Here is a 21,258-nt window from a genome sequence, read left to right as displayed (position 1 = left end):
AAAAACTATAAATAATATTGATTTGGCAATTATTAAAGTAGATAGCCTATATACAGTTAAGACCCGGTAATAACCGGGTCTTAACTGTAATCAATAGACAGAAAATCGTCCCCTTGTATCCATTTATCAACGGTAGAGCAAAAGTCCAAGTATGGCAGATAAAGCAATGGCTAAAATAGTGTCCAACTTCATATAGTATAGAAGAATGAATATAAATATACCTATAAGGGCACTCTTTATATCTACTATGGATGCCTGTGCGGTAGTAACAGCAGCAGCAGCTATAAGTCCTATGGTTGCCGGCCTTATAAAATCAAAGGCAGCTTTCACATAGTGATTTTCCTGAAACCTGATAAAAAACCGTGCTATGACAATTATAATCAAAAAAGATGGAAGTGTCACACCAAGGGTTGCCACTGCTGAGCCAGGATATCCTGCAACCTTGTATCCGACAAATGTAGCAGCATTGATAGCTATTGGTCCGGGAGTAATCTGGGATATGGCCACCACATCTACAAATTCCGATGGTAAAAGCCAGTGATTCAGGTTTACTATTTCTTTTTGGATGAAGGCCAGGACCGCATAACCACCTCCAAAGCTGAATGCACCTATCTTGAAAAATGAATAAAAAAGTCTTAAAAGAATCACTCTCCCATATCCTCCCCTCTGACTATTGTTTTAATTATGCCACTTATAGCTGCCAACACAATTATAAGAATTGGATGAAGATTAAAAAGAACTATTCCAAGACATGCAAGAAGGGGGATAATAAAGGCGTATCCCTTCACGTCATTAGATTTAACAAGTCTCACCACAGAATACACTATCAAGGCCACCACTGCTGGTCTTATCCCCATAAAGGCCCTCTTTACAACCGCTGAATCTTTAACAGATAAGAAAAAAGTGGCCACTATCAAAATAATTAAGAACGACGGCAAAACCGCACCCAGTGTAGCAAATACAGCTCCAGATATCCCTTTGAGTCTGTAACCGGTAAAGACAGCCGTATTAATGGCAATCGGGCCCGGTGCAGACTGGGCTATAGCTATAATGTTGAGAAACTCGCTTTCATCAATCCAGCCTTTTTTTTCCACAACCTCTTCCTGAATAAGGGGCACCATGGCGTATCCCCCGCCTAGTGTAAAGGCCCCTATCTTAAAAAAACTCATCATAAGTTCAAATAAAAATTTCAATTTCTAAGCCTCCCCACCACTACCCTATCCATCCCAGCCATGTCTTTTAAGACCTCTATATTTCTATACTCACTCTTCATCAATTGCACGACATCGTCGGCCTCATCACAACCTATCTCCAGTGCAAGAACACCATTGTCTTTCAAGAAAGCCACTGCACCTTCAACAATCTTATTATAAAACTCCAGTCCACTTTCTCCGCCATCCAATGCCTCAATTGGCTCATAGGATATTTCAGGCATAAGGCTTGCAACCTCTCCGGTTTTGATATATGGCGGATTGGATACCACTGCATCCACCTTCAGATTGACAGGTAATGGCTCAAACAAATCACCATTTAGAATTCTGACCCTGTTGTTAACTCTTAGCTTTGAGGCATTTTCTTTAGCTATTTTGCATGCAGTTTTTGAAATATCCACGGCATAAATGGTTGCGTCATATAAATAATGGGCCAGAGAAATTGCTATTACCCCTGAGCCCGTACATAAATCTATAACCGCAGCATCCTCTGGCAGCATATTTATTACAGTTTCTACCAGCAGCTCCGTCTCTGGTCTTGGTATCAGCACGCCCTCACGGATAATAAAGTCAAGCCCCATAAACTCCTTGTGGCCTGTAATATAGCATAGAGGGTATCTTGAAGCCCTTTTTTCTATATAACTATAAAAAAAATTTAGCTTATCATCAGGCACCTCGTCGTTTAACCTTGCGAGAAGTTTAGCTCTATTTATCTTACAGGCATACGATAAGAGCAACTCTGCATCCAGTCTGGCAGTATATATGCCAGCCATTTCCAACGTAGCAGTCCCTTCCTTTAAGGCCTCACGGAATAATGTCATTGTCTCCCTCTACCTCCAGTATGGACCTCAATGAGGCTATGGCAACCTCTAACTGCAAATCATCAGGTTCCCTTGTGGTAAGCTTTTGAAGCATCATTCCCGGATAGGCTATAGCCCTGGCAAGCCTGCTCTCGCTCTTGCCAGCCCATCTTATAAGCTCATAGGATATGCCAGCTACAAGAGGAAGAAGAACAATCCTCAAAATCACCCTCATCCAGAATCCAGGCCAGCTAAAGATTGAAAAAAGCAGGATGCTTACCACCATGACCAGAAAGAGGAAATTTGTACCACACCGGGGATGCAGAGTGCTATACTTGCGGGCATTTTCCGGAGTAAGCTTTTCCTCATGCTCATAACAATGTATGGTCTTATGTTCGGCGCCATGATACTCAAATACCCTTCTTATATCTTTCATACCTGATATAGCAATAAGATAGATCAGAAATATAGCTACCCTGATTACACCTTCTATAATATTTAATAAAAATCCAGAATTCGTAAACCTTTTAATAAGGTTGGCAGACCATGTAGGAAGGATAAAGAACAGCAAAACCGCAAAGCCCAAAGATATAATCAGCGAAAAGGCCAACAGCACATTGTTAAGTCTATCTCCGAAAATCTTTTCAAGGGTTCTGTCAAATTTTGAGGGTTCTTCCTCCACAAGCTGGCCAGATATCTCAGCAGAATAGTTTATAGCATTAACACCTATTACAAGCGACTCCACAAGAGATACCATACCCCTTAGAATAGGAAGTTTAAAAACAGGGTATTTATCTGTAAAAGGGCTCACCTTTTTACAGGCCAGATTGATGCCATCTTTGCTGCGGACAGCAATGGCCACATTACTCCTGCCGCGCATCATGACACCTTCTATGACGGCCTGGCCGCCAATCAACGTCTTCTTCATATATATCTCCTCTTTTTATGAACAAAGAGGTTAGACCAATACTAACCTCTCCTATTCTTTAGGCTCATCATTCTTCTTACCTATGCCATATCTCTTGTTAAACCTGTCTATCCTCCCGCCAGTATCTATAAGCTTCTGTTGGCCAGTATATAAAGGATGACACTTAGAACATATCTCCACATGGATCTCTTTTTTTGTAGAACCGGTAACAAACGTGTTCCCACAAGCACACTTAACTACTGCATCTTCATAATATTTTGGATGGATCCCTTCCTTCATCTATATCACCTCGCTTAAACTCTACTTTGACCACATAATTATACCATAACTATTATTCTACTGCAACCTCTGTCAAATCATAATCACAAACCCATCAATGCTTGCTCATACACAAACTAAAATACCCCAGGTTAGGCACGGACATAACATTCAAGCCACACTTAAAAATTTAAAACATAACGAGCCCCATTTTGCTCTTTACATCATGTAAAGTCTTTTCAGCAACCGCTTCAGCCTTTTCCCTGCCCTTTCGTAGTATCATCTCAAGCTCCCCCCTGGAAAATCCATAATACATGTCCTGAATGGCCTTGAGTTTTTCGTTTACCACATCAACCAGATCCTTTTTCAGGATCCCATAACCGCAACCCTCATATTTTTTTTCTAAGTCCGGTATTGAAAGACCGCTCATCACGCTGTAAAGGCTTAAAAGGTTGCTCACCCCAGGCTTGTTCTCCGGGTCGTACCTTATAACAGATTCTGAATCAGTAATAGCCCTCATAATCTTTTTCTTAACCACGTCGGGACTATCCAGAAGATTTATCCTGCCATTCTCATCCGCATCACTCTTGCTCATCTTCTTTGTGGGATCTGTAAGAGACATTATCCTTGCTCCTACATCAGCAATCAGTGGCTCAGGCAATACAAATGTCTCCCCAAACCTGTTGTTAAACCTCTCAGCCAGGTCTCTTGTAAGCTCCAAGTGCTGTTTCTGGTCATTGCCTACAGGCACATAGTCTGCTTGATAAAGTAAGATATCTGCCGCCATCAATACAGGATATGTGAAGAGCCCTACAGAAACATTTTCCTTGCCTTTGCTCTTATCCTTAAATTGGGTCATCCGGGAAAGTTCACCAAAATATGCCATACAGGATAGCAGCCATGCCAGTTCCGCATGGGCACTTACCTGAGACTGCACAAATATCGTTGATTTTTCTGGGTCAAGTCCTATGGCCAGGTATATCCCTGCCAGCTCATAGGTCTTGTTCCTCAACTCCTCGGGGTCCTGCGGCACCGTAAGGGCATGCAGGTCCACTATGCAGAAATAACACTCATGATCCTGCTGTAACTCAACAAAGTGCATCATAGCCCCCACATAATTACCTATATGGATATCCCCTGTCGGCTGCACCCCAGATAATACTCTCTTCATAATCTCTAACAACCTCCTACTTAGTAACTACTACGTTTTTTAAACCACTTATAAACTCATCATTGGTCTTTGTATTCAAAAGCATATTTATAAGGGTCTCTGTAACCTCAGCGGTAGAGGATGTATTCAAAGCCCTTCTAATATAGTATACAGCATCCAATTCGTCTTTGGTAAGCAAAAGTTCTTCCTTTCTTGTACCCGACTTATATATATCTATGGCTGGGAATATCCGCATTTCAGAAAGTTTTCTGTCCAGGTGTATCTCCATATTGCCTGTTCCTTTAAACTCCTCAAAAATAACGTCATCCATACGACTGCCTGTCTCAATCAATGCTGTTGCTATTATAGTGAGACTGCCCCCTTCTTCTATATTTCTTGCAGCACCAAAAAATCTTTTTGGCGGATGCAGGGCCGATGGATCAATTCCACCCGATAAAGTCCTGCCTGATGGAGGCGTCACCAGGTTATACGCCCTAGCAAGCCTTGTGATGCTGTCCAGTAATATAACTACATCCTTTTTATGTTCAACAAGTCTTTTTGCCCTTTCTAAAACCATCTCAGCCACCTTTGTGTGGTGCTCTGGAAGTTCATCAAAGGTAGAATACACAACCTCACCCTTAATGGAGCGCTCCATATCTGTAACCTCTTCAGGTCTCTCATCAATTAGAAGGACTATAAGATAACATTCAGGGTGGTTGGTAGCAATAGAGTTGGCAATTTTTTTAAGAAGAGTGGTTTTACCAGCTTTAGGTGGAGACACTATCATGCCTCTTTGACCTTTACCAATAGGCGCAATCAGATCAATGAGGCGTGTAGAAAGGTCCTTAGGGTGAATCTCCAGCTTAATCCTTTCTTCGGGATAGATAGGCGTCAGATCGTCAAAAGACTTTCGCATTCTTGCTTCTTCAGGATTACAGTCGTTTACAGACTTTACGTACAGCATCGCCGCATATTTCTCACCCTCTCGGGGAAGCCTGATAATTCCTGAAACCTTGTCTCCTTCTTTTAAATTAAATCTCCTTATCTGGGATTGGGAGATATATATGTCATTAGGACCTTGAAGATAATTCTCCGCTCTCAGAAAGCCGTAGCCATCGGGCATGGTGTCCAGTATACCCTCTCCAACGGCTTTTTCAAAATCGGTCTTGCCATGAAACTCAAATTCATTCTCTTCTGTCTTTTCACGTTGAGTGTCTTGTGTTTCAATCATATTACTTACCTCTTCTTCTTTAATTTCTGCTTCATTAAGATCAATGGGACTGGCAGAATTGATTTCTTTATAAACAGAAGCTGACTTTAAGATCTGTTCAATGAGTTCATCTTTTTTGTATTTCGTAACACTTTTTACCCCTGCATCTTTTGCCATCTGGCGCAGTTCTACAAGGGTTTTCTTGCTCAAGTCTTCAGATATCATCACACACCTCCACAAAAGCTATCTATTATAACTTATTCCCAATAGCACAAAAATATATACATAACTGGTATAATATATACATTCGTGGACATGCCACCCCATAAAACGTTCGCTTTTATAAATAACCTAGCATCTATTAAGTGCTATTACGGATTTAATAAATAAAAAGAAGTCCCCCATTTATATCGGATCGTATAATACAACATAATGATTTATTGAATTGTTATTGCGTCACACAGAGAAACGCAAATATGAGATGGACAACAAAGAACGGTACACAAAGGATACATATAAGTCGGGCGGTGAGTAATATCAACCGCCCTGAACAAGTTAAAAACTGGGTGGAGTCATCGCCCACACAGAAATGCACTCAGTGTCACCTATATTAAAGTACCTGTGAGGTACACTGCTGTCAAAATAGATACTATCTCCTTCCTCTAATATATATTCCATATCACCCCATTTTACCATCATCCGCCCACTTAACACCAAACCACACTCTTCACCCTGGTGGGACAACTGTTCTGTATTGTCACATTCGCCGGGCTGAATGCGCACTAAAAGAAATTCCATCTTTCTCTTCATATCAGGTGAAAGCATCTCATATGTACGGTTGGACTTTGGCAGCTTAATAACCCTTCTCTCATCTTTTCTGACCACGGCACCTTGTTTATCATCATCAAAGAAATAACCTATGTGGGTATCCAGGGCCTGAGCTATCTTATAAAGGGTTGAAACAGTTGGGCTGTTGAGATTTCTTTCTATCTGCGATATAAGGCCTATGGAAAGGCCAGCTTTCTCAGCCAGTTGTTCTATGCTCATATGTTTATCTTTTCTCAGACTCCTCAGTTTTGTACCCAATTCAATATCAACTTTTGGCATTTTTGCCTCCATACACAACATATATTATAACACAAATATCAAGCTAATTGCACAGTCACTGCCGTTTAAAGCCAAACCACACTGACTGTTCCGCTATCCAGTGTTATTCTTTGACCGACCTATAGTCATTCAAGAACTTTTCCAGTCCGGCATCTGTCAGAGGATGTTTAACCATCTGCATCAGCACTTTATAAGGCACTGTAGCGATATCTGCACCTGCCAGCGCCGCCTGAGTCACATGCAGAGGATGTCTTATACTGGCTGCTATGACCTTGGTCTCAATCCCATAAATATTATATATCTCCATAATATCTGAGACCAACTTCATGCCATCAAAGCCTATATCGTCAAGTCTTCCTACAAACGGGCTGGCATAAGTTGCGCCTACCCGGGCAGCAAGAAGTGCCTGATTGGCCGAAAAAATCAACGTCATGTTTGTCTTTATTCCTTCCGAAGATAATACCTTTACAGCCCTTAAACCCTCTTCCGTCATGGGTATTTTTACAACAATATTGGGGTGGATCTTTGAAAGCTCTCTGCCTTCCCTTACCATCCCTTCGCTGTCAGTGCTTATCACCTCTGCACTTATCGGGCCATTTACAATAGAAGCTATCTCCGCAATCAGGTCTTTTAAGTCCCTTTTTCCTTCTTTTGCTACCAGGGTTGGGTTGGTAGTAACACCTGTTATAATACCCATCTCAGCAGCCTTTCTTATCTCGTCTAAGTTGGCGGTATCAATAAACAGTTCCATTATACTTAACCCTCCTTAGCTCTATTATCGGAGCCAAACATTATCATTTTTTTCTTTATAACATCCTTCATTGCTTTCTTTGCGTTTCCAAGGATACTCCTGGGGTCATACACATCTTTATTCTCATCCAGGTATGCCCTCACAGACGCAGCAAATGCCTGCCTTATGTCTGTATCTATGTTTATCTTGTTGACACCAAGCTTAACAGCCTTTTTTATATCCTCCTCTGATAGTCCTGAGGCGCCATGCAAAACAATGGGCATCCCTAATCTTGATTTTATTTCCTTTAACCTCTCGAAGTCAAGGTGTGGAACACCCTTATACGGCCCGTGAGCTGTGCCTATAGCTATGGCAAGGTAATCCACTCCTGTCTCCTTCACAAATTCTACAGCCTCATCGGGGTCGGTATACATTGCCTCCTTCTCGCTCACGCTGACGTTGTCCTCAGTTCCACCAATCTTACCCAGTTCTGCCTCAACTGAAATGTTCACGGCACGTGCCATATCAACTATCCTTTTCGTCCTTTCTATGTTCTCCGGCAATGGATACTTTGAGCCATCATACATAATAGATGTAAAACCGTATCTGATAGACCTCATAAGAATGCCAAAATCCCTGCCATGGTCTAAATGGAGCGCCACAGGTACACTGGCGTCCCGAGCCATTGTTTTTACGATATTGGCAATATTTTTACCACCCGCATAATTAAATGCACCTTCGCTCACCTGAACAATCACAGGGGCATTGAGCTCCTCTGCTGATTCAATTATAGCCTGTGTGATTTCCAGATTGCTTGTGTTGAAGGCCCCAACAGCATAACCGTCTATATTGGCTTTTGCAAGAATTTCAATGCCTGAAACTAACATGATTTAAGTTAACCTCCTTCTTTCTCCGGTCTTTTATTTGTACAGAGTATAGGGTCATTTAATACTATTGTATTGAGCCTTGCTATAGATCTGAGGTCTTTAATGCTCCCAGCATATATAAAACCCCTGGCATGGCATTTTTTACATAGCAGTTCAATACCCTCCGGTTTTAATAATACATCAATATTATCATTTCCACAAGTGCAGTATAAATTCCCCCTTTCTGCAATCTCATGCAGCTTATTGATAGCCTCATACATGACCTCATCGTTCTTAAAATAGTCGTCAAAATTAAGGTCCATCAGAGCTTTATCGAGTTCTACATCATAATCTTCTATAGCCCTCAAGACAGGTTGCTCTTTGCCAAGAAAGCAAACCTTATATCCACTTTTTGGACACGTGAGTATATTTAAAGGCTCCCGCCATATCCTCTTATCCAATGTATAGGTATGATATTCGCCGCAGGCAATACAAGGCACCGTTATACTATATTGCATCTTCTCCGTAATATTTATTGTTACCGTACTCCTGCCGCATTCGCATGGAAACATGACGCCATGTTCCTTAACAAGCTTAAATGGCGTGGTGCTATCAAAGGTCAACCTGCCACATTCGAGGCATCTGAAGGCAACCGTTACCTCTGGGTTTATAAGCATTACATATCACACCCCTTTAATAAATAATTCTCTATAAAAATTAAAATTCCTCTCAGTAAATAAAAAAATAGTCGATTTAATCGACTATTTTTTTATTTACGCACTATATGTCTCTCTGTAACTTTTTTACCATACAGGTACTGGAAGCCCTGCATACCCGTACAGGCTCCTCAAGCACATCACATGCAGACGGCTATTCCATAATATCTGCTAAAGTTATAATCTTGTACGCCTCAAGCTTCATATGGCGGGAGGTCACCCCAACCCTGTCGATCTCATCTCTCTCACCTCTCGCCTCAATGTAATCACCCGTATATACTGGAGCAAGAAACTCGAGATTACCATCTGCAACAAAAATTCCTCCATCACCATCATGACATATGAGCAAGTTCTGTGGCCACATCTCTGAAAAGCTCCAGTATCTTAGCACCCTCTATCAAGCTGCCAGCACAGTGCGCATCTCTGCTGGATATCCCAACCTTCAGCATAATCCGCTCCACTTATACTCTTCCTCGATATCACTATCCGCACAACTCACACACCTTTGCCTTTAACATCCCAATGTCAAACGGTTTCTTCACGTAGTGGACCTCGATTCCCGCAGGCAAACATAGGTCATCAAAATACTCAGAAGCCGATATGACTATAGGCACCATCCCCGGATTATTACTCTTAATCTCTTTTAGCAGGTCAAGCCCATTACAACCGCCAAGGTTTACATCAAAAATCCCAATCCCCGGCTTGCATTGCTCTGCTATACATTTTGCTTCTTCCCTATTTCCGGCGCACTTGACGTCAAACCCGTCTCTCCTGAAGATTTCGCTCATGAGTATTCTGATTCCCACATGGTCATCCACAATCAGAATACTTTTCTCCATACACCCTATCCCCCGTAACTATAGCTTAGCACTATGCTACGCTCCTTTATACTATTATTCTACATAATATTGAATTTTCCTTTTTACATGTGAAAAATTTTTTAAAAAAGGATAGGGGGGTTAAATCTCGCTGCCTATAAAAAATATGCATGTCAATAGCATCCCCAATAATTCCGATGCTATTGACATATCCAATATATCCTAAGAGAGAAGTATACCCTCCTCTATTCGATGGATATAAATATCGCCTTGAGTATTCCACCCTCGTCCTGTACTCTTGCAGTGACCGAATCGCCCTCATCTAAGTCTCTTAATTTTATAATATCTCCATCCTTGTCATAAATCTTGGTATCATCAGTGACCAGTATCACCACATCCGATGTCTTCTTTGTCGTCTCATCGTATACGGAGATTGAAATCAGGTTGGACTTTGTTTCGATCCTCTTTATAGTACCAAAAATCAAGGAATTCTCTTTCGTTGAGGAGACACTAAGTTTGACAATTTCATCGGACTCCACACTAGCCTCTGCCTGATAGCCTAACCTGAGGTTATATATCCCATCGACAGCCGTCCTGCCGTCTATCTTTATATCAGCATCACTTGCCAGGGCATAGGTCATATCCCCCTCGTCATTGGTTATGGTTATCTCAGGGCTTGACGAAATAAAGATCCCCGTTATGCTGCCGCTGATATCACGGTCTGTACTGGTGGCATTAATGACAGTTACAAGATCTCCCTCCACTGTAACCTCAAGGTCATCTCCTTTTTTAAGATCGGTCCAATCCGCAGAACGCTTATTCCTCTTTATACTGGCGTCATCAGATATTTCAAAGGTTTCTGTGCCATCATCAGTATCCATAGTTAACAGAAGTTTTGTGCCATCCAGTTTAACCTCTTTTAATGTGCCTTCATACTGCCTTACCCCGCTGGTGACATCAAGGCTTATTATCTTGTCACCTGAAGCCACAGCCTCTACAACATCCTTGGGTTCAATGTCATTGACTGAGGCTGTCTTACCGTCTTTTTTAATTGTTGCACCGGTCAAGTGGTACGATACCCTGTTTCCATCTTTATCTTCCAGGGTCAGTATAGGATCACTGCCATAAAATATAGAAAACACTGTGCCACTGACGTTTTTTTCCAGGGATTTCGCCTCTATCTGTGTTACATTGCTTCCCTTTACTTTAATCTTTGCAGACATACCGCTTTTGATGTCAGATATAGAAGCAGTCTTGTCATCTACTGTAATCACAGCATTGGGGTCTATGTTCAAAATCTCTGTCTTACCGTCAGATGTCTTATAGCTTAAATAGTTTACATTGCTGCTCTCAATAACACTGTCGATCGTGACATCCATAACTGACGTATCGGAAGTTGTTGTCCCCGACGACGTCTTGTTGATCTTATCATAGGAGAGTGAGAATATCTTGGCAACCTCTGCACGTGTTAGCTGGTTTAAGGGATTAAACTGCCCCTTGGCGTCACCGTTTTTGTCAAATACCCCCTGGTCTACAGCAACTTTAATATACGGTCTTGAAGCCTCTGGGATGTTGAAAAAGTCAGTAAAACTCAGTGTGGGATACTTTATAGACTTTGCCGTATCTTCAAGGCCCATAGCCCTCACTATATATATGGCCATCTCATGCCTCAATAGCTTTGCCTGATTTCCTTTACTGTCAATAAAGGTTTTTACATCCCCTTCAGTGACCACACCCCTATCCATGGCATAGGCTACCTCTTTTGACGCCCAGCTGGGAATCTTAGCCTCATCCAGCACCGCCTTATATTTGTCATAGGCTGTATTGACAGCTGTCTCGTTGTCATTGGATCCCATTATTCTGGCAATAAGTGTAACTGCCTCCAGCTTGCTTATACCCTCTTCCGGCTTAAAAAGCCTGGAATTACCCTGCATTGATCCAAGTATGATGCCCTTGTTATACATATCGAGTATATACTGGATTGCCCAGTGATTGTCTGGTACGTCAGAGAATGGGTTGCTTTTTGTCACCCCTATTGGTGCAGCATATGCTGTTGAGAATATCATTAAAAATACTGCAATAAAAACACCGACCTTTTTAATGTTCTGTTTCATCATTTCTCCCTCCTGTAATGCAAAATTAATAGCACGGAACTCAATATTGGGCTGGAATCATTTTTATATTAATATAGTTCTTCACAAACCCAAGAAATCCTTCTAAGGTAACCAAAGTTTAACCAAATTGTAATATATCTGTAACATTTACCTTGATATGCCGTTAAGGATTATATCCACGACATCATCAACATTCCAGTCCTCATCTTCCATAAATCCTGCAGTAACGAGGGAGATGGTTATGCCCAGTATTATTCGAGCCCCTATCCTCCTTTTTATATCCCGTACCTCACCATGCTGTATGGCAGAATCAATCATGTTTACAGCCGCATTGATAGCTTCTTTTTTTACATATAAAAAATGCTTTTTTACCCCATCCGGGATACCTCTGGTATCCTTCATGAGCAAATTGGCAAGGTCTCTGTTCTTTTCGAGAAATTCCTTGTGAAGTCTTATAAAGTCAGCCAGTTTCTTATCAAATGGCTGTTCCTCTGTCCCAACGTCCTTAAGAAGCCCTACATAAATACTGATGGAATTTTTTATGACCTCCTGAAACAGCTCTTTTTTGCTTTTAAAATATTCATAGATGGTGCCCTTGCCTATACCGGCCTGTATAGATATATCCTCCATCTTAGCTCTGTCAAACCCATCCCTGGCAAAGATTGCCGTCGCTGCCTCTATGATTATTTCTCTTTTATCACCCTTCATCATACTATCACCACTAAATTATTGCGTCTGGCTTGCTGTTAATGAGTTGCTTGCCGTTTCATTCACCTGGGAAGAGCTGGTCTGGGACTGCGACGGGATACCAATGCCTGTAGCAACCTCATAGTTTATTTTGGCCAGGTTTAGACCATGCTGTGTCTTTACAAGGTCCAACTGATTCTGGAGTAGTGTATTCTGGGCATTTAAGACGTCTACTATTGTTCCAAGTCCATTTTCAAACCTGAGCTGTGCCAGCCTCAAAGACTCCTGTGCTTTTTCTACATTCATCTGAAGAACCGGCAGTGCTGAAGAGGCGCTTTTCATGTCAAGGTATTTACTCCTTACATCCAGCTCCACATCCTGCTCTGCCGACTTCAATTTTTCCTGGCTTGTGTTCAGGTTTAAAAGCCCGCTCTTGTACTGGAATGTAATATCCGAATAATACTTTTTTATCAACTCAAAGTCTTGCTGCTTTATATCCAGGTCCTTTTTTGCTTCAAGAATCTCCATGCGGTTTTTCAAGGCAGACTCCACGCCTTCTTCCACATCTATGCCAGATATGTCCGGTACCTTGAACACTGTCTCAAGCTTAAGTTCCGACTTCAATGGAAGACCAAGCTGCCTCTTTAGATTGAGCATATCCTTCTCTAATGTGGCCTTGGCCTGGTCTATCTGCATATTAACACCGGATACGCCAATCTCAGCCTGGAGGAGCTGATCCTCTGTTATCATCCCCTTATCAAACTGTACCTTAGCTATACTCTGTGCTTTTTGTGCCAGCTCCAGGCTCGTGTTTAAGACATCAAGGTTCTGTTCATCCTCCAGCACCTTATAGTAGGCCTGCTCCACACTCAGCTTTATAGCCTCCTCAAGCTGCTTTTTTGTATTCTCCAGTGTATCGATCCCATTCTTAAGCTCTTTAGGGGCTATTAGTACCTGTCTATCAGCATCATAAGTAGAAACTCCCATTTTATATGCTTTGCTATCCGGTATATCATTTAAATCTTTTACATCAAACTGCCTTTTGAGCCGATACTCCACCTGGTCATACTGATTTTGCATTATCTCTATCTGTAGGTCCATATTTTTGAGGCTGTCATTATTCTGAAGTGCATAGTCTATAGCCTCCTCAAGAGTGAAGCTCTTTGTATCACTCCCCTCCTCGGCCAGGCCGCTGGCCGGTACGAGGAGGGCCCCAACCATAATAACACTCATTGTCAATGAGACTACCTTTAAACCCCTCATAGACTCATCCCCTTCTGCATTTTTTAAACCTCATTCTTTGCTTCATTTCTATGCAGCAACCTTGAAACATACCTTTCAGCATTATCAAAGTACGAATAAATTACAGGTAGGACTATCAAAGTGACTAATGTGGAAAATGTCAGACCAAATATGACCGTAATAGCCAGCGGCTGTTCCATCTCCGCACCTTCACCGATCCCCAGTGCCATCGGTATTAAGCCAAGTATGGTTGTCAGCGTAGTCATGAGTATAGGCCTTAACCTTGTAGGCCCACCCTTCATGATAGCTTCATCTCTTTCCATGCCGTCTCTTCTCCTGAGGGTGTTTATATAGTCTATCAGGACTATGCCGTTATTAACCACTATACCTGCCAGCATGATAAGCCCTATATAGGCAGGTATGCTCAAAGCCTTGCCTGTAACAACCAGACCAAGGATACCTGTGGACAGTGATATTGGTACAGACATAAGGATTGTAAAAGGATGCAATAGCGACTCAAACTGGGACGCCATTATCATGTAAACTAAGATTACAGCCAGTATAAGTGACCTGCCGAGGCTTGAGAATGCATCATTAAGCTGGGTAGCGCTGCTACCCAATTCTATCGAATATCCATTGGGTACCGGTATCTCCTTTATTACCCTCTGCAAATCACTGTTCACACTTCCCTGGTCCCTGCCTACCACGGCAGCCGTTACATGAGCTATCCTCGACTGGTCCTGCCTGTCAATCTCTGACGGCCCAACCCCTATCGATACATCTGCAACAGCTGACAGAGGTACCTGCACCCCAACCGGTGTCTGTATATAGAGCGACTTTAAGTCTTCAATGCTGTTCCTTTCACCGCTTGCAATCCTTACCACCACGTCTATATCCCGTCCGCCCATCTTATACCTTGTAGCTGTAGTACCCTTTACCGATGCCTGCACGGCCTGCGCCACCTGGGCGGTTGTAAGGCCGTAGCTGGATGCCACATCATCTTTAAGCTTCACAATATATTCTGGTTCTCCCTCACTGAAACTGGTCTGAACATCCCGTGTCCCCGGTATTCCCTTTACTTTTTCCGCAACCTGATCGCTAAGCTGCCTCAATACATCCAGGTCGTTACCCTTGATGTCAACACCTACAGTAGTGCCCAGTATTGAATTGCTTATGCTTCCCGCTCTGCTTCCTGCCATGGAGAGCAAACCCGTATCAACACTGATCTTTACACCGGGTATAGAGGAGAGCCTCTTTCTTACCTCGTCTGCCACCTCCTCGGTAGAGCGCTTCCTCTCGTTCAATGGCTTTAGCTTGACACTAAAACTCCCCTCATTGGCACTGCCCCCAATGGCCAGATTTGTGGTGCCTGCTGAGCCGATGCTGAGATAAGTAACGTCTATCTCAGGTATATCCTTAATCCTGTTGTATATATCCTGCATAACCTTGTCGGTTGTCTCTATATTTGTCCCCTTCGGCAGTGAAGCACTGATGGAGAACTGCCCCTGATCCATCTGAGGTATGAGCTCCGTACCTACCATAGAGACGGACACTATTGATGCAGCAAACACGGCTATACCTATAAGAAGGGTAACCAACCTGTGCCTTAAAGACAAACGCAAAAGTCTGCCATATCCAGTATTTAAACTGTCAAATACAGTACCGACCCAGTGGGAAATTCTGTATAGAACACCCTTCACCCTTGGCTCGCGGGCCTCTGCACTCATAAGCTGATATGAGAGCATCGGCACAACCGTCAAGGCCACGACAAGAGATGCCAGAAGTGAAAAGGTGACGGTAAGAGCAAGGTCTCTAAATATCTCCGATGCTATTCCCTGCATAAAGACAATGGGAAGGAATACTGCTACAGTAGTCAATGTGGAACCTGTAATAGCCATGCCCACCTCTTTTGTCCCTGTACTTGCCGACTCAAACCTCTCATGCCCCTCCTGCCTGTACCTGAACACGTTCTCAAGCACCACTATGGAGTTATCCACCAGCATGCCTACGCCCAGTGCCAGGCCACCAAGGGATATCAGGTTTAATGTCATGCCAGAAAAATACATCATGACAAAGGCAGCCACAACGGACACGGGAATGGATATGGCAATAATCAGTGTGGTCCTTACATTCCTCAAAAACAGGTAAAGTATCAGGACTGCGAGTAGAGCACCAACAACTGCGTTTTTCTCCACATTGCCTATAGAACGATTGATGAACTCCGAGCTGTCAATAATCTTCGTTATTTTTACATCAGGGTAATCTTTTTCTATATTCTTTAATGCCTCATTGATATTTCTTGCCACAATTACAGTATTGGCATCTGAGGCCTTCTGTATAATTAAGCCCATCCCCGGCTCGCCATTTAAGTATGTAAGCGAGCTTACATCTGCATATCCGTCCTTCACATCTCCCAGGTCTTTTAGAAGTACAACCCCACCTGTAGGCAATATTATAGGTGTGTTCTTTATCTGCTCAATTGAGGTAAACTCACCCACAGTCCTGACGCTTATCTCCTGGTTGCTGCTCTTTATAGTACCACCAGGCAGGTTCATGTTCTGTGCCCCCAGTGCGCTTACTATTTGACTGACAGACAGACCAAGGGCATTTAACTTGTCCTGGTTAAGCTCTATATTTATCTGTCTGGCCCTTCCACCTGATACTGTCACGCTGGCAACCCCAGCCACCTTTTCAAGCTCAGGCTTTATATCGTTCTCAGCCATATCCTTTAAGGCCACACTGTCCATGTTGCCAGACACACTCATTATCATAACAGGCATCATGGAGGGGTCCAACTTCATGACTGTCGGCGTACTTACATCACTGGGAAGCATACCCTTGATCATGTCCAGCCTCTCTCTCATTTGGGCCGTAGCAGCATCCATGTTAGTCCCCTCATTAAAGCTAACCATTATTATCGAGGTGCCCTCCTGAGACATGGACTGGATTGAATCCACATTGTTGACGCTGGCAAGTGCACTCTCTAAGTTCTGTGTCACCATGCTCTCGACTTCTTCCGGACCTGCACCGCTGTAATTGGTGATTACAGCAGCCATCGGGAGATTGATATTAGGCAGGAGGTCTAAAGGGATCATAGTAAGCGAAACGACACCCAGGATTATTACTATCAGTATACACATCCATACAGTAACCGGGTGTTTTATGGACAAGTCAACAATCCCCATCAGTTGCTCCCTCCATTTTCTATCTTAAGCTTTTCTCCACCGCTCAGCAGGTTTTGCCCTTTTACTATGACCTCGTCGCCTGTTTTTATACCCGATACAACCTCTATGTTTTTATCGTCGCTTATACCTGTGGTTACAACATTCCTTACCGCTTTGCCATCCTTTACGGTAAACACAACACTTACTGTATTCTGGATAACCACCGCCTCTTTGGGTATCAATACTACATCCTTTTTTGTTTCACTGGGCAATACCACGGTGGCAGTCATACCAGCCTTAAGGCTTCCATCCTTGTTGTCTATTTTTATCTTTACGGGAAAAAGACCTGTACTCTGCTCTGCGGCTGGCGCCACTGTGTCAACAACACCTTCTACCGCCTGCTCTGAACCATCACCCAATTTTATAGTTAACCTGTCGCCTGGCTTTACCCTGTTTATCAAGGAATCCGTCAGCTTGACCTCCACAAACATGCTGGAATTATCCACAATAACAAAGGAAGGCATAGTATTTGCAGCCATCTCACCCACGTTTACACTCTTGGAGGCCACAACACCATTTATAGGAGATGTAACTATCGTATTCTGGAGCTGACTCAGTGCAGTATCATAGCTCGCCTGTGCCTGCGCCAATTGTGCCTCATATAGCTTCAACATATCAGGCGATACTGAAAGCTTCATCTGCTCATACTCCTGCTGCGATATAGCGCCCTCCTTGTAAAGCGCCTCATACCTTGCAAAATCAGTCTTTGACTGTTCATATTTCTGTTTATTTAACGTATAGTTTGCCTCAGCCATCTTCAAAGCAGCCTCGGCACTCTTCACCTGGTTCTGTATATCTATGTCATCCAGCTTGAAGAGTATATCACCTGCTTTTACATGATCACCAACGTCAAAATTTACCTGTACAACCTTTCCCGCCATCTTTGGGATAACATTTACCGTCTTGTTTGGCTTTAGTGTCCCTACCAGGTTACTAAACTCTGAAATATCTCCTGTAGTAGCCTTAACGGTAGATACAGTGACCACCTGCTCTTCTGGTACGGATGAAGTATCACGAGTTGTACCGCACCCTCCAAGCACAATGGTTAAAACCATAGTGACTGATACAATTATAACCAAATATCTTTTTGCCACTCCTATCCCTCCCAACTTTTCGACCGAACGGTCAGTCTGAAATTAAGTATACTACCTATAAGGATATAAATCAACAGACAGGTGTCGTCCAGTTTGTAAATTTTTTGTTAAGAAATCACGTAGGCCGTTAGAGGGATGCTATCAATATCATTTTTAAATCAAAAATATATTATTTTAAAAAAGGATTTAACAAATAAATGTCGAATATAAGTAGCAATTGATAAAAAATGCGCAACGGAGATGGGTAAAATGCCAAAAGAAGAACACGAAATAGTAAGAAATGACCTGATAGAATTGATGGCCAGCTTTGATGAATTGCTAAACTCAATGGCGAAGATCGAACAGGACATGGAGCAAAAATGCCTGAAACATCTCGTGGAGAAAAAGTATTTAGAACAGGCTGTGAATGTCATAAAAAAAATACAGTATATTGATGAAAAGCAGAAAGAGCTCCAGAGACTACGTGCCGAGGTGGATAAAACACTGCAGATGGATATCCACTGCGATGGCTGCATGCAGCTTAATACCGATAAGAACGTCAAAACTACATTCTGGGATTTTGACGGACACAATTTGAAGATTGAAACGTCTCGGGTTAATGGTAGGTCTTATGGAAGCATAGTACCCTATGAAATTGTCATGGAGCTATGCAAGGCAATCTCATCGTTAGACAGTGAAAAGCAAAAGTGTTTTGCTGCCAAAGATTTATTAGATAAAACCGAGGAGATTATCAAGGCCAGGTCTGGTTATAAAAAATCACCGTCCCACCTTGTTCGCTGTGTACTGCATGTGATGATGGATGAAGGGTTAATCGGCATTTCCGAACAGTCTCCCAGGAAATATGCTGTCCTTGTTAAAAATGAAGATATAATGTCGTGGGCAGAAAATTTAGCAAACAGGCTTCATGACGATGAGACCTCTGATAGCCGACTTATGCCGTCCTTTATTGAGACAACATAGCTTTTCCCTGCAGCTTGGGCAAGGTGCTGGTTGTGGCTTACCATGAGCACCTGAAAGTCTCCCTGGTCTGCTAAATATTTCAAAAAGTTTGCTACATTTGGGGCAAACTCCTCAGAAACCTGTTTTGCCGGTTCATCAAGTATTATAACTCCGCGTCCCTGCATCATTGCAATCCTCAAAGCCAAGGATATTACATCAACAACGCCCCCACCTCTTGCATCCTGTGGCCTGGTTCTCACAAGCTGTTCTCCACCATACCTGGATTCCACATAGAATTCCGCCTGAGGCCCGGAGGCGTTATCTTCCAGTTCAATCTTAAACTTCAGGTCACTTTCAAAGACGTACTGCAGTGCCTGAGTTACCACATACTCAATATCGCCTTTAGCCTGTTGCCTTGCATACTCTGCTGCCATTTCCAGAAGCTTTCTCGTGTTTTCGTATAATCCTCTTTTCTTCAAAACCTCATTTAACCTTTCGGTGTATCTGTCAAGCGAGCTTTCAAGCTGTTCCTTCTGACCCTTTCTCCTGTTGTACAGGGCCTCCAATCGTGATATCTTGTCTCCAAGTTCCCCTATCACTTTGAACCCTCCAATATGTCCCATGGTATCATGGAGTTTATCTCACTCAACATTTTCTCTAGCTCTCCCTCCAGCCTTTTAATCTCCTCTTCTAACTCCTCAGGGTTAACGCCCAGTGCCCTGATTTCTGAAAGAATTTCTTCCTTTTGCTTTGTAAGCATATCTATCTCTGTCTGGGCTTTTACCCTCTTGTTTTCTGCATCTTTTATTGCCTTTTGCAGCTTAGCTATCTCCTGTTCATAGTTTTCCATTGTCATCTTCCCCCTATCATCTGAGTTCCTCAATAATCTTTTCGACCGTATGGTCGTCTATCTCGCTGCCGCATACCGGGCATCTGCCTATCCTCTTTAGAAGCTGGCCATATGCCGACATCCATTTTTCCTTTTCATTACGTTTTTCCTCCTCTGTTTTGCAGGCCTTTTCCAAATCTCTCTCAATCCTGAAAAGCCTGTCATGAAGCTCTTTTAGCCTCTTTAATCTGGATGGTATGCCTTCTATTTCTTTCAAAGCTGGAGTGGCCTTATCTGAGGTTTTGAGCCTATCAATTTTTACCTCACAACCCTTAAGCCTGCCTGTTATCATATCAAGCTTCGTTTTATGCTCCTTAAGCCTGCTCAGCCTGCCACTTAAAAGATTGGCATCCTTTAATCTATCAAAGGTATTTTCTATGCCGCACATTCTATCCAATACATCGGCTAAGGATGAAACCCGCTTGTTTATATGCTGAAGCCTGTCATAGTATCCCTTTAACTTATTGTATCTGTCAAACTCCATCCCGGCATCAGATAACTTCCTGCCCGCCACGGTTATAGTGCTCAGGGCATTAATTATTTCCATGTTCAGCTTTATCTCTTCATTCTTTACGTTCAGTTTATCTTTTAATGAATCCAATAAGTCTATCCTGTATTTAATGGCTGTGGCCTCGCTGTATTTGTTTTTTATATCAGGGAGTACCCTCTCCATCAAGTCCAGGTCGTCAAACCCAGACAGCTCATCATTTATTCTGGATATGTTTTCTCTTATGTTTTTCTCTTCACTCATGAGTTCTCTTATATCGGTTGTTATATCCCTGATTGCCTGGTCTACTATGTTCACCCCGCTCAACAAGCCTATGGTCTTGGCTTTAACCGGTTTACTCTCAGAAAGGAGAAAAGGCCCATCTAACTGTTCGCTTAATGAGAGTCTCAGCGAATGGTCTTCGTCTAACTTTATAGGTATCATCCCATGGGCGTTTAATATCTCCTCTGGCACACCCCTGCCAAATGACTCAAAGATACGTTCGTCTTTGCCCTGTCTTAGTATATACCTATTTTTTTTGCCCCTTTCCCTTATGATGATTGTACCATCGTCCAGGGTAAGCGATACCCTAACGTTGGTTGCTCCAACCCTTATATACTCTTCTCCCTGGGGTTCGTTGTAGAGCACCCATTTGAGTGCCCTTATAATAGCTGATTTGCCTTGGTCTGAGGCACCTACAATTACGGTAAAATTCTCGTCAAAGTCTATGGATGTATGCTCATGGGACTGGAAATTTTCAATCGTAAGATTTCTTAGCTTTTTCACCT

23 protein-coding genes are annotated in these 21,258 nt (G+C 42.7%); 1 reads left to right on the top strand and 22 read right to left on the bottom strand.

Translation table 11 applies throughout. The features are described from left to right. Positions 1 to 126: 126 nt before the first annotated feature. The 19 genes from FWJ32_RS02905 to FWJ32_RS02820 form a co-directional block, all read right to left on the bottom strand. The gene (locus FWJ32_RS02905; RefSeq protein ID WP_149544478.1) at positions 127 to 648 is read right to left on the bottom strand and encodes a chromate transporter; all 522 of its coding nucleotides are present in this window, start codon (positions 646 to 648) and stop codon (positions 127 to 129) included. Next, positions 645 to 1,193 carry a chromate transporter gene (locus tag FWJ32_RS02900; RefSeq protein WP_149544477.1) on the bottom strand — a complete coding sequence of 183 codons (549 nt, stop codon included), beginning with the start codon at positions 1,191 to 1,193 and terminating at the stop codon, positions 645 to 647. Before FWJ32_RS02900 ends, FWJ32_RS02905 begins: the two co-directional genes overlap by 4 nt. Next, entirely contained in the window at positions 1,190 to 2,032 is an 843-nt protein-coding gene (gene prmC, locus FWJ32_RS02895) for a peptide chain release factor N(5)-glutamine methyltransferase (RefSeq protein ID WP_149544476.1), read from the bottom strand. Before prmC ends, FWJ32_RS02900 begins: the two co-directional genes overlap by 4 nt. Further along, the gene (locus FWJ32_RS02890; RefSeq protein ID WP_149544475.1) at positions 2,016 to 2,939 is read right to left on the bottom strand and encodes a DUF1385 domain-containing protein; all 924 of its coding nucleotides are present in this window, start codon (positions 2,937 to 2,939) and stop codon (positions 2,016 to 2,018) included. The genes prmC and FWJ32_RS02890 overlap by 17 nt, the downstream gene beginning before the upstream one ends. A gap of 51 nt (positions 2,940 to 2,990) precedes the next feature. Continuing rightward, positions 2,991 to 3,218, bottom strand: coding sequence for a 50S ribosomal protein L31 (gene rpmE / locus FWJ32_RS02885; protein WP_149544474.1), 228 nt, complete (start codon positions 3,216 to 3,218; stop codon positions 2,991 to 2,993). 169 nt (positions 3,219 to 3,387) lie between these two features. Next, a complete protein-coding gene (gene trpS, locus FWJ32_RS02880; protein ID WP_149544473.1) occupies positions 3,388 to 4,368 on the bottom strand; it encodes a tryptophan--tRNA ligase in 981 nt (326 codons plus the stop codon). A 16-nt stretch (positions 4,369 to 4,384) separates the two neighbouring features. Then, positions 4,385 to 5,782 carry a transcription termination factor Rho gene (rho, locus tag FWJ32_RS02875; RefSeq protein ID WP_149544472.1) on the bottom strand — a complete coding sequence of 466 codons (1,398 nt, stop codon included), beginning with the start codon at positions 5,780 to 5,782 and terminating at the stop codon, positions 4,385 to 4,387. A gap of 330 nt (positions 5,783 to 6,112) precedes the next feature. Beyond that, a complete protein-coding gene (locus FWJ32_RS02870) occupies positions 6,113 to 6,664 on the bottom strand; it encodes a cupin domain-containing protein (protein WP_203227555.1) in 552 nt (183 codons plus the stop codon). Between the two features lie 103 nt (positions 6,665 to 6,767). After that, positions 6,768 to 7,415 (bottom strand): fructose-6-phosphate aldolase, encoded by a 648-nt coding sequence (gene fsa / locus FWJ32_RS02865; protein WP_149544471.1) that lies wholly within the window; start codon positions 7,413 to 7,415, stop codon positions 6,768 to 6,770. A 5-nt stretch (positions 7,416 to 7,420) separates the two neighbouring features. Beyond that, entirely contained in the window at positions 7,421 to 8,281 is an 861-nt protein-coding gene (locus FWJ32_RS02860; RefSeq protein WP_149544470.1) for a class II fructose-1,6-bisphosphate aldolase, read from the bottom strand. 8 nt (positions 8,282 to 8,289) lie between these two features. Continuing rightward, the gene (locus FWJ32_RS02855) at positions 8,290 to 8,937 is read right to left on the bottom strand and encodes a hypothetical protein (protein WP_149544469.1); all 648 of its coding nucleotides are present in this window, start codon (positions 8,935 to 8,937) and stop codon (positions 8,290 to 8,292) included. A gap of 193 nt (positions 8,938 to 9,130) precedes the next feature. Continuing rightward, entirely contained in the window at positions 9,131 to 9,325 is a 195-nt protein-coding gene (locus FWJ32_RS13990) for a hypothetical protein (RefSeq protein ID WP_238988769.1), read from the bottom strand. Then, entirely contained in the window at positions 9,309 to 9,437 is a 129-nt protein-coding gene (locus FWJ32_RS13985; protein WP_275266207.1) for a hypothetical protein, read from the bottom strand. The genes FWJ32_RS13990 and FWJ32_RS13985 overlap by 17 nt, the downstream gene beginning before the upstream one ends. 21 nt (positions 9,438 to 9,458) lie before the next feature. Beyond that, positions 9,459 to 9,815 carry a response regulator gene (locus FWJ32_RS02845; RefSeq protein ID WP_149544468.1) on the bottom strand — a complete coding sequence of 119 codons (357 nt, stop codon included), beginning with the start codon at positions 9,813 to 9,815 and terminating at the stop codon, positions 9,459 to 9,461. Positions 9,816 to 10,039: 224 nt separating this feature from the next. After that, positions 10,040 to 11,908, bottom strand: coding sequence for an S-layer homology domain-containing protein (locus FWJ32_RS02840; RefSeq protein ID WP_162523479.1), 1,869 nt, complete (start codon positions 11,906 to 11,908; stop codon positions 10,040 to 10,042). Positions 11,909 to 12,055: 147 nt separating this feature from the next. After that, positions 12,056 to 12,619 (bottom strand): TetR/AcrR family transcriptional regulator, encoded by a 564-nt coding sequence (locus tag FWJ32_RS02835; RefSeq protein WP_149544466.1) that lies wholly within the window; start codon positions 12,617 to 12,619, stop codon positions 12,056 to 12,058. Between the two features lie 15 nt (positions 12,620 to 12,634). Next, entirely contained in the window at positions 12,635 to 13,858 is a 1,224-nt protein-coding gene (locus FWJ32_RS02830) for a TolC family protein (protein WP_149544465.1), read from the bottom strand. A gap of 23 nt (positions 13,859 to 13,881) precedes the next feature. Next, entirely contained in the window at positions 13,882 to 17,022 is a 3,141-nt protein-coding gene (locus FWJ32_RS02825) for an efflux RND transporter permease subunit (RefSeq protein ID WP_149544464.1), read from the bottom strand. After that, on the bottom strand, positions 17,022 to 18,155 hold the full coding sequence (locus tag FWJ32_RS02820; protein WP_149544463.1) for an efflux RND transporter periplasmic adaptor subunit: 1,134 nt from the start codon (positions 18,153 to 18,155) through the stop codon (positions 17,022 to 17,024). The genes FWJ32_RS02825 and FWJ32_RS02820 overlap by 1 nt, the downstream gene beginning before the upstream one ends. A 249-nt stretch (positions 18,156 to 18,404) precedes the next feature. Here FWJ32_RS02820 and FWJ32_RS02815 point away from each other — a divergent pair, with 249 nt between their 5' ends. Continuing rightward, the gene (locus tag FWJ32_RS02815; protein WP_149544462.1) at positions 18,405 to 19,115 is read left to right on the top strand and encodes a hypothetical protein; all 711 of its coding nucleotides are present in this window, start codon (positions 18,405 to 18,407) and stop codon (positions 19,113 to 19,115) included. On the opposite strand, the gene FWJ32_RS02810 is transcribed toward FWJ32_RS02815, so the two are convergent. Genes FWJ32_RS02810 through FWJ32_RS02800 form a run of 3 tightly spaced genes read right to left on the bottom strand, consistent with a single transcriptional unit; the run spans position 19,058 to position 21,256 of the window. Next, complete coding sequence (locus FWJ32_RS02810) at positions 19,058 to 19,693, bottom strand: hypothetical protein (RefSeq protein ID WP_149544461.1); 636 nt, start codon at positions 19,691 to 19,693, stop codon at positions 19,058 to 19,060. The two genes, FWJ32_RS02815 and FWJ32_RS02810, sit on opposite strands and share 58 nt — an antisense overlap. Next, positions 19,690 to 19,944, bottom strand: a complete 255-nt coding sequence (locus FWJ32_RS02805) for a DUF3450 domain-containing protein (protein WP_162523477.1) — start codon at positions 19,942 to 19,944, stop codon at positions 19,690 to 19,692. Before FWJ32_RS02805 ends, FWJ32_RS02810 begins: the two co-directional genes overlap by 4 nt. Positions 19,945 to 19,960: 16 nt before the next feature. Further along, positions 19,961 to 21,256, bottom strand: a complete 1,296-nt coding sequence (locus tag FWJ32_RS02800; RefSeq protein WP_149544459.1) for an AAA family ATPase — start codon at positions 21,254 to 21,256, stop codon at positions 19,961 to 19,963. Positions 21,257 to 21,258: the final 2 nt, after the last annotated feature.

This window comes from Calorimonas adulescens, assembly GCF_008274215.1.
Lineage (GTDB): Bacteria > Bacillota > Thermoanaerobacteria > Thermoanaerobacterales > UBA4877 > Calorimonas > Calorimonas adulescens.
The sequence above is the reverse complement of the archived record's forward strand: the minus strand, read 5'-3'. Positions and strand labels throughout refer to the sequence as shown.

Excerpts from the sequence above, each read along its gene's own strand:
- FWJ32_RS02815 (WP_149544462.1), top strand. The coding sequence starts at position 18,405 with ATGCCAAAAGAAGAACACGAAATAGTAAGAAATGACCTGATAGAATTG.
- FWJ32_RS02870 (WP_203227555.1), bottom strand. The coding sequence starts at position 6,664 with ATGCCAAAAGTTGATATTGAATTGGGTACAAAACTGAGGAGTCTGAGA.
- FWJ32_RS02830 (WP_149544465.1), bottom strand. The coding sequence starts at position 13,858 with ATGAGGGGTTTAAAGGTAGTCTCATTGACAATGAGTGTTATTATGGTT.
- FWJ32_RS02835 (WP_149544466.1), bottom strand. The coding sequence starts at position 12,619 with ATGATGAAGGGTGATAAAAGAGAAATAATCATAGAGGCAGCGACGGCA.
- FWJ32_RS02860 (WP_149544470.1), bottom strand. The coding sequence starts at position 8,281 with ATGTTAGTTTCAGGCATTGAAATTCTTGCAAAAGCCAATATAGACGGT.
- fsa (WP_149544471.1), bottom strand. The coding sequence starts at position 7,415 with ATGGAACTGTTTATTGATACCGCCAACTTAGACGAGATAAGAAAGGCT.
- rho (WP_149544472.1), bottom strand. The coding sequence starts at position 5,782 with ATGATATCTGAAGACTTGAGCAAGAAAACCCTTGTAGAACTGCGCCAG.
- FWJ32_RS02825 (WP_149544464.1), bottom strand. The coding sequence starts at position 17,022 with ATGGGGATTGTTGACTTGTCCATAAAACACCCGGTTACTGTATGGATG.
- FWJ32_RS02840 (WP_162523479.1), bottom strand. The coding sequence starts at position 11,908 with ATGAAACAGAACATTAAAAAGGTCGGTGTTTTTATTGCAGTATTTTTA.
- FWJ32_RS02890 (WP_149544475.1), bottom strand. The coding sequence starts at position 2,939 with ATGAAGAAGACGTTGATTGGCGGCCAGGCCGTCATAGAAGGTGTCATG.
- rpmE (WP_149544474.1), bottom strand. The coding sequence starts at position 3,218 with ATGAAGGAAGGGATCCATCCAAAATATTATGAAGATGCAGTAGTTAAG.
- FWJ32_RS02855 (WP_149544469.1), bottom strand. The coding sequence starts at position 8,937 with ATGCTTATAAACCCAGAGGTAACGGTTGCCTTCAGATGCCTCGAATGT.
- FWJ32_RS02805 (WP_162523477.1), bottom strand. The coding sequence starts at position 19,944 with ATGGAAAACTATGAACAGGAGATAGCTAAGCTGCAAAAGGCAATAAAA.
- prmC (WP_149544476.1), bottom strand. The coding sequence starts at position 2,032 with ATGACATTATTCCGTGAGGCCTTAAAGGAAGGGACTGCTACGTTGGAA.
- trpS (WP_149544473.1), bottom strand. The coding sequence starts at position 4,368 with ATGAAGAGAGTATTATCTGGGGTGCAGCCGACAGGGGATATCCATATA.
- FWJ32_RS02845 (WP_149544468.1), bottom strand. The coding sequence starts at position 9,815 with ATGGAGAAAAGTATTCTGATTGTGGATGACCATGTGGGAATCAGAATA.